At 35.2% G+C, this 13,870-nt stretch carries 11 protein-coding genes and 1 other RNA gene; 8 read left to right on the top strand and 4 right to left on the bottom strand.

The genetic code is table 11. The features are described from left to right. Positions 1 to 2: 2 nt before the first annotated feature. Positions 3 to 1,295 carry a phosphopyruvate hydratase gene (gene eno, locus P2Q73_RS01400; RefSeq protein ID WP_275783117.1) on the top strand — a complete coding sequence of 431 codons (1,293 nt, stop codon included), beginning with the start codon at positions 3 to 5 and terminating at the stop codon, positions 1,293 to 1,295. Positions 1,296 to 1,719: 424 nt separating this feature from the next. On the opposite strand, the gene P2Q73_RS01395 is transcribed toward eno, so the two are convergent. Beyond that, complete coding sequence (locus tag P2Q73_RS01395; protein WP_275783114.1) at positions 1,720 to 3,258, bottom strand: hypothetical protein; 1,539 nt, start codon at positions 3,256 to 3,258, stop codon at positions 1,720 to 1,722. 242 nt (positions 3,259 to 3,500) lie between these two features. On the opposite strand from P2Q73_RS01395, the gene secG reads away from it, so the two are divergent. The 5 genes from secG (at position 3,501) to ssrA (ending at position 8,250) form a co-directional block, all read left to right on the top strand. Then, complete coding sequence (secG, locus tag P2Q73_RS01390) at positions 3,501 to 3,728, top strand: preprotein translocase subunit SecG (RefSeq protein WP_053588441.1); 228 nt, start codon at positions 3,501 to 3,503, stop codon at positions 3,726 to 3,728. 161 nt (positions 3,729 to 3,889) lie between these two features. Continuing rightward, a complete protein-coding gene (locus P2Q73_RS01385) occupies positions 3,890 to 4,636 on the top strand; it encodes an alpha/beta hydrolase (protein ID WP_275783110.1) in 747 nt (248 codons plus the stop codon). Positions 4,637 to 4,678: 42 nt separating this feature from the next. After that, positions 4,679 to 6,991 (top strand): ribonuclease R, encoded by a 2,313-nt coding sequence (rnr, locus tag P2Q73_RS01380; RefSeq protein ID WP_275783107.1) that lies wholly within the window; start codon positions 4,679 to 4,681, stop codon positions 6,989 to 6,991. Positions 6,992 to 7,332: 341 nt separating this feature from the next. Continuing rightward, a complete protein-coding gene (smpB, locus tag P2Q73_RS01375; protein WP_053588444.1) occupies positions 7,333 to 7,800 on the top strand; it encodes an SsrA-binding protein SmpB in 468 nt (155 codons plus the stop codon). 95 nt (positions 7,801 to 7,895) lie between these two features. Then, positions 7,896 to 8,250, top strand: a transfer-messenger RNA (tmRNA) gene (gene ssrA / locus P2Q73_RS01370). Positions 8,251 to 8,375: 125 nt separating this feature from the next. Here the strand turns inward: ssrA and P2Q73_RS01365 are convergent. From P2Q73_RS01365 to P2Q73_RS01355, 3 genes are all read right to left on the bottom strand, one after another. Next, a complete protein-coding gene (locus P2Q73_RS01365; RefSeq protein ID WP_275783103.1) occupies positions 8,376 to 9,548 on the bottom strand; it encodes a site-specific integrase in 1,173 nt (390 codons plus the stop codon). A gap of 329 nt (positions 9,549 to 9,877) precedes the next feature. Then, positions 9,878 to 11,038, bottom strand: a complete 1,161-nt coding sequence (locus P2Q73_RS01360; RefSeq protein WP_275783100.1) for a tyrosine-type recombinase/integrase — start codon at positions 11,036 to 11,038, stop codon at positions 9,878 to 9,880. A gap of 92 nt (positions 11,039 to 11,130) precedes the next feature. Beyond that, positions 11,131 to 11,400: a DNA-binding protein gene (locus tag P2Q73_RS01355; RefSeq protein WP_275783097.1), complete on the bottom strand. Its 270-nt coding sequence runs from the start codon at positions 11,398 to 11,400 to the stop codon at positions 11,131 to 11,133. A 716-nt stretch (positions 11,401 to 12,116) separates the two neighbouring features. Between P2Q73_RS01355 and P2Q73_RS01350 the strand changes: the two genes are divergently transcribed. Further along, positions 12,117 to 12,749, top strand: a complete 633-nt coding sequence (locus P2Q73_RS01350; RefSeq protein WP_275783095.1) for a hypothetical protein — start codon at positions 12,117 to 12,119, stop codon at positions 12,747 to 12,749. Between the two features lie 371 nt (positions 12,750 to 13,120). Continuing rightward, complete coding sequence (locus tag P2Q73_RS01345) at positions 13,121 to 13,258, top strand: hypothetical protein (protein ID WP_275783093.1); 138 nt, start codon at positions 13,121 to 13,123, stop codon at positions 13,256 to 13,258. The last annotated feature ends 612 nt before the right edge of the window (positions 13,259 to 13,870 follow it).

The following is a 13,870-nucleotide window of genomic DNA, read 5'->3' as shown; positions in this document are numbered from 1 at the left end:
AAATGCCAATTATTACACAAATTCAAGCTCGTGAAGTATTAGATTCACGTGGGAACCCAACAGTAGAAGTAGAGGTTTTTACAGAAAGCGGTGCATATGGTCGTGCCATCGTTCCATCTGGTGCATCTACTGGTGAATATGAAGCAGTAGAACTTCGTGATGGTGACAAAGCAAGATACCTAGGTAAAGGTGTTTTAAAAGCAGTAGAAAATGTTAATAACATTATCGCAGCTGAATTGGAAGAAAACTTCACAGTTTTAGACCAAGTATCCATTGACCAAGCAATGATCGAATTAGATGGTACAGAAAACAAAGCAAATCTAGGTGCAAACGCAATTCTAGGAGTTTCCATCGCAGTTGCACACGCAGCAGCAGATTATTTAGATATTCCTCTTTATCAATATTTAGGAGGATTTAATGCAAAACAACTACCAGTTCCAATGATGAACATTTTAAATGGTGGGGAACATGCTGATAACAACGTAGATATTCAAGAGTTTATGGTAATGCCAGTTGGAGCAGAAACTTTCCGTCACGCACTTCGTATGGGTACTGAAATTTTCCACAGCTTGAAAGCAGTGTTAAAAGAAGCTGGTTTAAACACAGCTGTTGGAGATGAAGGTGGATTTGCACCGAACTTAAAATCAAATGAAGAAGCTCTTTCTACGATTATGACTGCAATCGAAAAAGCAGGTTACAAACCAGGCGAAGAAGTACTTCTAGCTATGGACGTAGCATCTTCAGAGTTATTCAATAAAGAAGATGGTAAATACCATTTATCAGGTGAAGGTGTTGTAAAAACTTCAGAAGAAATGGTTGCTTGGTATGAAGAGCTTTGTGAAAAATACCCAATTATCTCTATTGAAGACGGATTAGATGAAAACGACTGGGCTGGACATAAATTGCTTACAGATCTTTTAGGTAAAAAAGTTCAATTAGTTGGAGACGATCTATTCGTAACAAATACGAAGAAATTGGCTGAAGGAATTGAGCAAGGAGTAGGTAACTCTATTCTTGTAAAAGTGAACCAAATCGGTACGCTAACAGAAACATTTGAAGCAATCGAAATGGCAAAACGTGCTGGATATACAGCAGTTATCTCTCACCGTTCTGGTGAATCAGAAGACGTGACAATTGCGGACATCGCAGTTGCAACAAACGCTGGTCAAATCAAAACAGGTGCACCTTCTCGTTCGGATCGTGTAGCAAAATACAACCAATTACTACGTATTGAGGATTCATTGTATGAAACAGCTCAATACTTAGGTAAAAAAACATTCTATAACTTAAAATAATTAGTTTTAGCATCACTTTTTACAACTGAAATTATTTAGTTGGAATCTAGAAGTTTTTAGTTGGAAAAAAGACTATTTTAGTTGGAATTTAAGAGCATTTAGTTAGAAAATTCACTACTTTAGTTGGAATATTAGAGGAGCGGGAAGTGACACAGTCACTTTTCGCTTCTTTTTTGTAGACAAATTTATTATTAAATAATATAAAATCAGGTTTTCCGAAGCTTACCGCTCGCTTTCCGCGGGCGAGCGCCGAGCCGCTTCGTCGCTACGCTCCTGCAGGGTCTCGTCTGTCTCGCTTTCCCGCAGGAGTCGAGCGGACGCTTCTCCAAAAATCGTCATGATATTTGTACTGGCAGTGGACTGAACTATAATTATATAAAACTAATCTAAAAAGCTCCTTAACGATTGTTAAGGAGCTTTTACTTTAAAAGAGATATGGTCCAATCAAAAGAAATAATATTGCGAGATTCATAAATGTCGTATATAAAACAAATAGATTGAACGTTTCTTCGGACACTTTGTAACGAACAAGGAACAAAGGAATGGTTGATAGAATCATAACAAGCAACAAGAGTACTATAAAATGCCAACCTTCCGTTATGAAAGGAATGTTATGAAGGATGGATTGAATAGTTGTAAATTTAAATAAGGAAATCGATTGCATACTAAAAAGTGCGATAAGATGAATGGTAAAAGCAATTTTATATGATTGCTCCGGTTTAAATTTACCTAGTAAAAATAAACTACCATACGTTATGATAAATGTTAGAAAAATCCATACAAACGAAAACATTGCAAGTAAAAATCCATGAAATAGATTACTTAACAACGTATAAAAAGCGGCTTTATAATCTCCTTCCATGATATTATTAGTTTCTAGTTTTTTGGTTTCATCTGAGGATGAATATTCTAGAATGCGACTGGCACCTTTCATTTTTAAATAGGCAACCGTTTCCTCGTTTAATAGAAAAGAACGTTCATAACGGTTTCCTACTTTAGTAACAGCATTTGCTTGGATGGTAGTATCTACTAAATCACCAACAAATATTTTGTTGACCTTCCCGAGAGAGGGGTCATACAATGAAGCAGAAAATGTAATAATCGGTGCTTGTTCACCTTGATATATCATAGGAGACTGAATATCGCTTAATGAGCTATTTGTTTCATTTTCCACAAAGGACAGTTTATCGAAGATCGGTGATTGATGATTACTTAGATCAAATTGTGCTAATTCAATATTTTTTGTACTAGAGCCACCAGCTAATACTTTTTTATCAAGCGCAATAGCATAACTCTTATCTATTAATTGAAAAATTTGCATAGATAAAAGGTTTTCTTGTCCACTAATAGTAAAAGTAAAGAGTTCAGAAAGCTCGTTGGAGAGACTATACAAAGTATAAAGTTTATCTTGCTTATTTTCAGTTACAACAAAGATTTGATCTTCTAGAATTTTAACAAAATTCACAGGCTCATCAGCTCTAAAACGTTGCTCTTCTTTAGTAAAAGGACTTTCTAAAATTACTATATCTTTATTCTCCGTCCAATACACGAGTGAATCTACTGTCTTTGTGAAGTTAGCAACGTCTGAAGCGATAACTTTTTCTCCTGAAGTTGTATTAGTATGAATAAGCGAATTTTCTTTTATATAGTAGGAGTCTGTTCCATCACTCCAACTATTTTTGTATGTATTAAGCGAATCAATCGTACGATTTCTTTTACACTCTAACTCCTTGTCACACGACAAAACCTCTAGTTTTTTGAAGTCAAGCATGCTAATGGTGTATCCGTTCTCTTCTTGAACACTTTGAAGTTTAGCAAAGTTACCTTCTATCGTTTCTAACTGAAATGATCTACTCCATTGTTCGGAGGGAGGATGAGTTTGTTCTTGTAGAGTTTCCCAATAAAGTAACCCTGTTATGCATACTATAATAAGTATACTAAGTCCTATTAATTTGTATTTCACGATGTACCTTCCTTTTGCTATTATTTTATGAGTTTACTAATTTACTTAATTCTCTATAGGTTGTGAATTTCCTTTTTTTACTTTTTTTATGAATTGTAATCGATTGACTGTCATTGCTAAATTTTTAGATATATAATGAACCAGTTTATACTATACTGTTTTGTCGATAGACTGTTGTAAGTTCTAGTTTTTTTTGGTAAAATTAATATTGTTGTGAACGTTCTTATCAGGAGGTGGAATAAATGCATGCGTTTTTAATGATTTTACTAGTCATCGTATCGCTCGCATTAATCGTTGTTGTGTTGTTACAATCAGGGAAAAGTGCTGGTCTATCAGGAGCCATCTCTGGTGGGGCTGAACAACTATTTGGAAAACAAAAAGCTCGAGGCATGGACCTTGTATTACATAGAGTGACGATTGTACTTGCAGTATTATTTTTTATTTTAACTATTGCTGTTACTAAATTTTAAAACAGATCGCCTGACCGACTTCTGATTGGTTAGGCGTTTTCTTTTAAAAATTTTTACATACATATTAAGCTTATATATAGTAATGTCTGGCTGCCGGACTTTTCCGTTATGAATGAAAGCAGTTAGAGGCATACTGTATTTTATATTGGAGGTATTTTTTTATGCGAATCACAACGCCTAAACCTTTTTTCTTTGAAGCTGGTAAACGAGCAGTGCTTCTACTACATGGATTTACAGGAAACTCATCGGATGTACGAATGCTTGGACGATTTCTAGAGAAAAATGGATATACATCATTAGCGCCACATTATAAAGGACATGGTGTACCACCTGAAGAACTCTTGGAAACAGGTCCTACTGATTGGTGGAAAGACGTCATGATGGCTTATGATCGTTTAAAAGCAGCAGGCTATGAGGAAATTGCAGTTGCAGGTCTATCTCTTGGAGGCGTATTTTCATTGAAATTGGGGTATACAGTTCCTGTGAAAGGAATTGTAACGATGTGTTCCCCAATGTCCATGAAAACAACCGACATTATGTTCGAGGGTGTATTGAAATACGCAAGAGAATATAAAAAGTATGAAGGAAAAACCGAGGAAGAAATCGAAAAAGAAGTAGAAGCAATACGCGAAACACCAATGGAAACATTATCAGAGTTGAGAGAATTTGTTTACAATGTACGTGATCACGTTGATCATATTTATGCTCCGCTCCTTGTTACACAAGGTAAAAAGGATACGGTCATTGATGTGAATTCGGCTACAATCATTTATGAAGAAGCAGAATCAATCGAAAAAAATCTAAATTGGTATGAAAATTCTGGTCATGTCATTACACTTGGTCCAGAAAAGGAACAATTACATGAAGATATATTAAACTTTTTAGAGTCACTTGATTGGAATGTGTAAAACGAACCAAAAGTGCACACGCTGAAAAAGGAGGGATGTAACATGGAAAATTTAAAAGATACGCTACTTGAATTAATGAGAGCAGATGAATATAAACCACTAACAATTAAAGAAATTGAGGAGCATTTCGGTTATAGCCATTCGGAGGAATTTAAAGAACTGGTTAAAACACTTGTTCAAATGGAAGAAAAGGGCTTAGTTGTCCGTTCAAGATCAAACCGATATGGTGTACCTGCACGTATGAACTTAGTAGTTGGAAAATTCATAGGGCACGCGAAAGGCTTTGGTTTTGTTGCACCAGAAGAGGATGGCATGGATGATATTTTCATTCCACCAACTGAAGTAAATGGGGCAGTGAATGGGGATACAGTACTTGTTCGTGTATCCCGTGAAACTTCTGGAGATCGAAGAGAAGGCTCGATTATTAAAATTACGCAAAGAGGAATTTCTAAGATCGTTGGTACTTTCCAAGACAATAAAGGCTTTGGATTTGTTATTGCAGACGATAAAAAAGTTCCAATGGATGTCTTTGTTGCAAAAGGTGATACACTCGGAGCAATTGAAGGGCATAAGGTTGTTGTAGAAATTACGGATTGGCCTAGCGATAGAAAATCGGCAACTGGTATTGTCACGCAAATTTTAGGGCACAAAAACGATCCAGGAGTAGATATTTTATCTATTATTTATAAACATGGAATTACGATTGATTTTCCTCAGGAAGTAATCGATCAAGCGGAAGCAGTTCCTTCCGAAATCGATGAAAAAGATTTAGAAAATCGTAGAGACCTACGAAATGAAGTGATTGTTACAATTGATGGTGCTGATGCGAAAGATTTAGATGATGCTGTGACGGTTACAAAATTACCAGACGGCACTTATAAACTAGGGGTTCATATAGCGGATGTTAGTCATTATGTGACAGAAGGTTCACCTCTTGACCGTGAAGCATATGATCGTGGAACAAGTGTTTACTTAACAGATCGCGTTATACCTATGATTCCACATCGCCTATCGAATGGTATATGTTCGTTAAATCCACAAGTGGACCGGCTAACATTATCATGTGAAATGATGATTGATGGATCAGGAATGGTCACATCACATGAGATATTCCAAAGCGTTATTCGTACAACAGAAAGAATGACGTACTCGGATGTATATAAAATCTTGGAAGAAAAAGATGCGGCTTTAATCGAAAGATACGAGCCGCTTGTACCGATGTTCGAAACGATGGCAGAGTTAGCAGCTGTCCTTAGACAGAAGCGTGAAGATCGTGGAGCAATTGACTTCGATTTTCCAGAAGCAAAAATTTTGGTGGATGAAGATGGTTGGCCAACGAATGTGGCTATTCGCGAAAGAACAGTTGCAGAGCGTCTGATCGAAGAATTCATGCTTGCTGCCAATGAGACAATCGCAGAACATTTTAAATGGATGGATGTACCGTTCATTTACCGAATCCACGAAGATCCAAAACCAGAAAAGCTTCAACGCTTTTTCGAGTTTTTAACGAACTTTGGACTTGTAGTAAAAGGAACAGGAAACAATATTCATCCGAAGGCATTACAGGAAATTATCGAGTCCATTGAAGGAATGCCGGAAGAACCAGTTATTTCGACAATGCTTTTAAGATCGTTACAACAAGCAAAATATTATGCAGAATGTCTAGGACATTTTGGTTTATCAACGGAGTATTATACACACTTTACATCACCAATCCGTCGTTATCCCGATTTAATCGTTCACCGATTAATCCGTACTTATTTAGTAGAAGGAGATGTATCTCAACCTACAATCAACCATTGGGGAGCAATAATGGATGATATCGCTGAACATACTTCTAAGCGTGAAAGACGTGCAGTTGATGCAGAACGCGATACCGATTCATTGAAGAAAGCTCAATATATGGCGGACAAAATCGGTGAAGAATTTGAAGGTATCGTAAGTTCTATTACAAACTTTGGTATGTTCATCGAGCTTCCTAATACAATAGAAGGTCTTGTGCATGTGACGAACATGACAGACGACTATTACCGATTCGACGATCGTCAAATGATGATGATTGGGGAACGTGCAGGGAAGCAATTCCGCATCGGGGATGAAGTTACTGTACGAGTTGCCGATGTAAAAGTGGAAGAATCATCCGTAGACTTTGAAATCGTCGGAATGAAAAAAGCATTCCACCGAACTCGAAAAGAAACACCAAAAGTTATACACGCAAAGAAAAAAGAAGGTTCTGGCAATCAAAGAAAAGGGTCTTCTCAACCAGGTCCGAAAAAAGAAGTAAAACAGAAAAAGAAATTCTACGAATCCGTAGCTAAAAATTCTCAAAAACGTAAACGATCAAAGAAAAAATAAGGAGCGAGAAATCGCTCCTTCAGACTGTAGAAATAGGATAGAGCAGGTTTTCCGAAGCTTATCGCTCGCTTTCCGCGGGCGAGCGCCGAGCCTCCTCCTTCGTGCGGGGTCTCGTCTGTCTCGCTTTCCCGCAGGAGTCTCATGCGTCGCGCTAAATTCTCTTAAATGAAATAAAGTAAATAGTTTGTACAAAAATTTCGAGTTTTTCCACTCAAGAGGATTAATCTTTAGTTAATAGATAAAAGTTAAAAATAATGAATGAGAACTATTAGCTAACTTCCTTTTGTCTACAACTGAAGGAGAGAAATCGCTTTTGTCCTACTTTTAAAGAGGTGAATGAGATGGCAAAAAAGAATGACGATAAAGTCCTTGCACAAAACAAAAAAGCCGGCCATGATTATTTTATAGAAGAAACAATCGAAGCAGGCATTGTATTGCAAGGTACAGAGATTAAATCGATTCGTAACGGTAAAGTACAATTAAAGGATTCCTTTGTACGTATTCGAAATAACGAAGCATGGATTTCCAATATGCATATTAGTCCTTATGAACAAGGAAATCGATTCAATCATGATCCTTTACGTTCCAGAAAACTACTTTTACATAAAAAACAGATTAGCAGCTTAATTGGTGAAACGAAAAGAGAAGGGTTCACGATTGTTCCGCTAAAAATGTATATCAAAAATGGTTATGCAAAAGTATTAATCGGAATCGGTAAAGGAAAGAAAGATTACGATAAACGTGATGTGCTGAAGAAGAAGGAAGCAAAACGAGAGATTGAAAGAGCATTCAAGGCTCGTAACCAGTAAGCGATTATCCAATACTGGTAAGATGTCTCACTTGAATTTTGACCTAATTTGATGTATAGTAGGCTATGTAACGAAGCTTACATTATTCCATAAACGGGGACGTTATGGATTCGACAGGGATAGTCTGAGCTTGAGTTGCGCGTCGGAGGCTCGGCTCCGTAAAAACGGACCTTATAATAACAGGCAAAACAAACAACAACTTAGCATTCGCAGCGTAAGCTCGGATCTGCTCTATTTATCCATCGCCCATGTGGCTAGGTAGAGCTCAACTTTAGTGGGATACGGTTGGCAGTGCCACTTGAGCTGTCAGCAAGAGATTTCCAAGTTAGCGTACAGGACGCCCGCTTATCGGCATAATGCTACGCGAAACTTTAAATAGGTAAGATACACGCGTAGAAGCTTAAGTGTTAGAGTTTCTGGACGCGGGTTCAAATCCCGCCGTCTCCATATTACAATTTCATTGAGTTTCATTGAACGTCAAAATCCTTGTTATATAAGGGTTTTGGCGTTTTTGCTAATTCATATAATTTCATTGAGTATCAAACATCCATGGTCAAAACCATGGTCAAAAACTTTTACAGTCTCATAAAGTTTTCTAACTTATTAATTGCTTCATCTTTTGCATTTTCGGATACGTGAGCATAGATGTTCAAGGTGGTCTGTACATCAGAATGACCAAGACGATCTTGGATTTGCTTAATACTAATTCCGCCCACCTCAAAGAGAAGTGACGTGTGCGTGTGACGAAATCCATGGGTTGTTATTTTTGGAAGATTATATTTCGTTAAGACATGTTCAAGCCATTTTCTTGTTTTAGTTGGTTGTAAAAACTCATTAGCTTCGTTGCTGAAAACAAGTTGAATTGGTTTTGATGTATTAAAGCCAAGAGTAAGGTAGTCTTCTCGCTGTTGTTTTTTCCACTTCTTTAAAATTGCCATTGTTCTTTGATCCATCTTTATTGTTCGAGCAATACTTGTCTTCGTGGTTTTAACGTACAATGCATTGTTTTTACCCCTTGCAATCGCCTTATTAATACGAATCTCATTTGTTGAGAAGTTTATGTCTCGCCAAGTTAAAGCAAGTGCTTCACCTTTTCTCATGCCAGAGTAAGCCAGAAGTTGGAATAATACAAAGGCTTTAAAGTTACTTTCTTGCTCCATACATCTAAGGAATTCGTTGAGTTGTTCTTTAGTGTAAAAGTTTTCATGTTCTTCTTCATCTTCAATGTTAATCTTTTTCAATATCTTTGGCATTTCTACTAATTTGAAAGGATTTGTATTAATATACCCACGCTTAATTGCAAAATCGATTACCTTTGAAGCGTAGGATTTGACAGTACGAAACTTTTTTAACTTATCCGCCCATTGATCCACATGTTTTTGACATACTTCCACGTTCATTTTATCTATCTTATAATCTCCAAGGACAGGCAAAATGTGGTTTCGAAAAATACCAGATGTTTTAACAAATGTACTTTCTTCGACGGTTTTCTCGTATTGAATTATCCATAAGTTGTATATATCTGAATACTTTTCTACATGTTGTTTTCTAAATTCACGCTTGCTAATTTGAAGTTTGAGTTCAGATAATGCCAGATTTGCTTCTTTTTTCGTTTTAAAGCCACGGCGAGTAGTATATGTTTCTTTAGCTGTTAATGGATCAGTACCCACGTATACTTTAAACATGTAGCATTTTTCACCGTTCTTTTTTGTGTACGCTTTAATAGCGGTATTCCTCGTTTTAGTCATTTTTTCCTTTTCCTCCTGATTTCTTACGGAGACAAGAATTAGAGGATAGTTGTTGCATATTTTATGTAAGCAACATATTTATCATATATGATTAAAGCGACGATAAACAAGTATTACAGTTTTATTACGAGGATTTTAATACATATACTACAGAGCAACATAAAAGTGAATTTTATGATGTTAAGCCATTTTCGCCGACGTCTAATAGAAGATGAAAAAAATAGGACTGCACTTGTGCAGTCCTATTTCTTTGGATTATATTTAACGCAACTTTCCACAATACTCTATATACCACATTGAGTACTATTCATGCATGCTCAATCACTTATTTACATTGCCATAAACATTTCAAATTTATTAACCGTATCGCTTTTTGCTTGTTCTGATACGTGAGCGTAGACGTTTAAAGTCGTATGTGCATCACGATGACCGAGGCGGTCTGAAACTTCTTTCAGTCTTACGTTTGCCTCTAAGAGAAGTGAGCAATGTGTGTGTCTAAATCCATGGGTTGTTATATCAGAAAGTTTATATTTAGTTAGAACACTTTTTAGCCATTTATTTGTCACGGTTGGCTGTAAGAATTCATTTTTCATATTACTAAAAACAAGTTGGTTCGATTGCATCGTATTGTACCCTAAGATTAGATGATTTTGTCTTTGTTGCTTCTTCCATTCCTTCAAAATTGATGTTGTGGTTGAGTCTATTTTAATAGTTCGGGGATTTCCTGTCTTTGTGGGTTTAATATACAGTTTATTTTCTTTACCTCTTCCAAGGGCTTTATTTATACGAATTTCATTTATATTAAAATCTATATCCTTCCAAGTTAAGGCAAGAGCTTCGCTTTTACGCATACCACTGTATGCTAATAAATGAAATAATGTGTATGCTTTAGTATTCGATTCCTGTTTCATACACTGTAAAAAAGTAATCAACTGTTCTTTAGTGTAAGATTTTTTAGATTCATCACCATATTGAGTCGATTTTGAACTACTGGGAACCTCCACTAATGCAAATGGATTTGTTTGTATATAGCCAATCTTAATTGCAAAATCAAGAACTTTTGAAGCGTATGACTTTACAATACGGGCCTTCTTTAGCTTATTAGCCCATTCATTTACGTGTTTTTGACATACACTAAAATTCATTTTTGTAATTCTATAATTACCAACTGCAGGTAATATATGATTGCGGAAAATGCCAGTAGTTTTAACAAATGTACTTTCCTCTACGTTTCTTTCATATTGTTTAATCCATAGATCGTAAACTTCTTGATAAGTTTCAACTTGTTGTCTATGATATGTGCCATTTTGAATTTCAAATTTCATTTGAGTTAATGCACGTTTAGCTTCAGGTAGTGTCTTAAAGCGACGAGTAGTAGATTTTGGATTCCCTGTTAATGGATCAATGCCAAGATAAATTTTGAACATATATTGTTTCTTACCATTTTTTGTGTAATATTCTTTAATTGTTGTTGTTTTAGATTTACTCATATCATTGTCCTCCTAATTTGTTTGTGTAGAAGAAGAGGTTAAAGTTGCTAAGTCAACCTCTTACTCTTTCACCGCTTGTTATTGTATGGATTTTAATAGCTATGAAGATTTAAAAAGCTATCAATTGCAGATTTGGATACACGTTTTACGCCATCGATTTCACAAACCTTCAATCCCATTCCACGAAACTTAATGAATGTGTTGTAGGATACGCCTGCGTACGATGCTCCTTCTTTTAAACTCATCCATTGCGACGTTTTGTGTTGATATTCTTTTACAGCTTGTTCCAGTGTAGTAATAATTACGTTTTTCAACTCTACTTCAAGAGATGTTGAGTTGAAAGAGTTTAGGGTTTGTTCCATATATATATATCTCCTTGATGAATTGTTTGTTGTTTTGAAGTTTATTAGGATATTAGATAAGTGAAAATGTCGTGCATAAAGACACTTTCTTGAAGTGTAAATAAGGGGTTTTAGAAGATAGGGAATATTGAATAGTAAGATGTTGGGGTTGTTATCGAATGATTGTTTAGATTTGTACCGATTGATACTTTTCGAAGTTCAAGTAAAGTAAGAAATTAGAACGGGGTAGATTTTTTTCAATTTTAAAGCGACAGTTTAGTCGTTCCTACATTCATTAAGAGTCATCTCCTTAGTTTTATAGTGGATTTTTTGGGTAATGAAGGTTTTGAATTCTTCAACATTTTTAATATATTAAAAATGTGAAATTATTTCAATAGGTTAGTGGTTCCAGCTTTTTATATAACAAATGAGAAATTTTAAAACTGTTATATAATAAAATGATGTTATAGAGATAACGATATCAATCGAGTAAATAGAGTGAATTTGGAAGGAACCATTTTATAGACCTGCAGTTTTAGCCGAGGAAATAATATATAAATTGTTTTGAATCTTTCCGACGATACCATAAAACCCTTCGTTGCCATGTAAGTTCCCCCTCCTTACTATCTTTTATTGATCAGTAACTATCTATCGATTGGAAATGTCCACTTTTAAGGTGAATAGTAGAATAGTAGTTATATTTAATTGCATTTCATATCATAACTGAGGTGAGGAATTTGGAGACAAAAAATACGATAAGCTGGGATGAAATTTCAGATTTAGTTGAAGAACTTTTAGAGGAAATTGGTTGGTCAGATGATATGAAAATTCTTTGGGCTGAAAAGTCATGGATCGGCATCGAAAGTAATGGACTTGCAGACTACAGAAATGAACTTGAAAGGTGTAAAGTATACATCCGTCTAATTTCGATGGTTGTTTTGTACGGTGAGTTTTTTTCTATAACTACCGAAGAAACATTTAGTACAAATTTTCATAGTTGGATGGACAGAATCGAACTAAGCCCCATCCGAATTGGTCAATTAGTTGGATCCTCGTTCGACCTGGAAGAATATGATGAATATGATTTAATAGATTCTGCAATTGCTGAATTAGTAGATCAAACAACAAAAGAAGTTTTGAGATCAATTAGTAAAGAATTCGGTGGTATTAATAAATTATTTGTAGGTCTATGGTTGACGTATAAGAATCTTGAAGAGTACTTTGATGAAGAAGACGATAAAGAATCTCAATCAGCAGTAGATGATTTGATAGGGTATGAAGCACTAATAAGTAATAATGCTGATTTTGTGTTAAATCACGAGATATCGCTCAGTAAAACGGAAGCATACGCATGGTTGACTTCATTGTAATTATTATTACGAGGGTTTGGTTGATAGAAGCAAAAGCATATGTTCGGGAAATGTGGTCAAAAATACATGCCAAAGATTAAGTAAGAGTTGATGAAAGTTTGATGAAAGAATTACCCTTACGATTACAGGATAAAAGAATGTAATAAATACCAGAACCGAGATACATACCATTGAATTGGTACGCTATCTCGGTTTTGTATTACTCAATTAAAAGTCACCGTTTATAGTACATAATCCATTTCAGTCATTGAAAATTGTTAAGACCATTCCTATATTAAAAGGGAATATCTAAATGATCTGCTCACATCTTTTAAAAGGAAAATAATAGCTTTAAATTAATCAGAAAAGAATAACTAAAAAGGAAGATTAAAATGTCATTTAGATTGGAAGAAGAACTTGTAGAAGAATTATTTGAATCAGTAGATATTGCAAGAAGATTGAAGGAAAAGAGAAAGAACGAAAAAATTAATCAAGAGGAGATGGCAAACCTTTTATATAACTTATCATAAATATAGAAATTATGAGAAATGCATAGAGATACCCCCTCTGAATGTATTAAAAGAAATGTTTTACATTTTAAATATTTCGTTCGAAGATTATTTAAGTGCTGAATTCCTTTAAAAGCCTGAAAGAGAGCCTGAAAGGGGCAAAACAGGGAAGAACTTAAAAACAGGAATACATAGTAGAGGGTAAGGTAGTAGGTTTTAGGTGTCCTTATCCATTAAAATCATTAAAATGGATGGTTGAAATAAGATGGTCTGTTAAAGAAAGTGTTTCTTTATATTTACTCACTACCTAAAAATTGCAGAAGAAACAGAAAAACATAAAAATGCAGAAGTGAAAAAAAGAAGCGAAGAAGAACAAAGAGTCAGCTTAAAGGAACAACACGATAAGGAATACTCACGTACCCAAGAATTAATAAAGAAATCAAAGGCTTATTCTATTCGCAATTAGTCAAAAACTATGTTGTGTCTGAGTTAGATGAAAACTCAGATGAATATAATTGGGCTATGAAAAAATCAAATTAGATTAAGGATTCTGATACGTACTCAGATTCTATATTATCAGCTACAGATAAAGATAGATTAATTAGTTGTAATATTCCGTTTTCCCAAAAAAAT

Origin of the sequence: Bacillus sp. Cr_A10, from assembly GCF_029222665.1 — a bacterium.
GTDB lineage: Bacteria > Bacillota > Bacilli > Bacillales_A > Planococcaceae > Psychrobacillus.
The sequence above is the reverse complement of the archived record's forward strand: the minus strand, read 5'-3'. Positions and strand labels throughout refer to the sequence as shown.

Bases quoted from the DNA above. Each gene is read 5' to 3' on its own strand.
- secG (WP_053588441.1), top strand. From the start codon at position 3,501: ATGCATGCGTTTTTAATGATTTTACTAGTCATCGTATCGCTCGCATTA.
- smpB (WP_053588444.1), top strand. From the start codon at position 7,333: ATGGCAAAAAAGAATGACGATAAAGTCCTTGCACAAAACAAAAAAGCC.
- rnr (WP_275783107.1), top strand. From the start codon at position 4,679: ATGGAAAATTTAAAAGATACGCTACTTGAATTAATGAGAGCAGATGAA.
- P2Q73_RS01385 (WP_275783110.1), top strand. From the start codon at position 3,890: ATGCGAATCACAACGCCTAAACCTTTTTTCTTTGAAGCTGGTAAACGA.
- P2Q73_RS01355 (WP_275783097.1), bottom strand. From the start codon at position 11,400: ATGGAACAAACCCTAAACTCTTTCAACTCAACATCTCTTGAAGTAGAG.
- P2Q73_RS01365 (WP_275783103.1), bottom strand. From the start codon at position 9,548: ATGACTAAAACGAGGAATACCGCTATTAAAGCGTACACAAAAAAGAAC.
- eno (WP_275783117.1), top strand. From the start codon at position 3: ATGCCAATTATTACACAAATTCAAGCTCGTGAAGTATTAGATTCACGT.
- P2Q73_RS01345 (WP_275783093.1), top strand. From the start codon at position 13,121: ATGTCATTTAGATTGGAAGAAGAACTTGTAGAAGAATTATTTGAATCA.
- P2Q73_RS01360 (WP_275783100.1), bottom strand. From the start codon at position 11,038: ATGAGTAAATCTAAAACAACAACAATTAAAGAATATTACACAAAAAAT.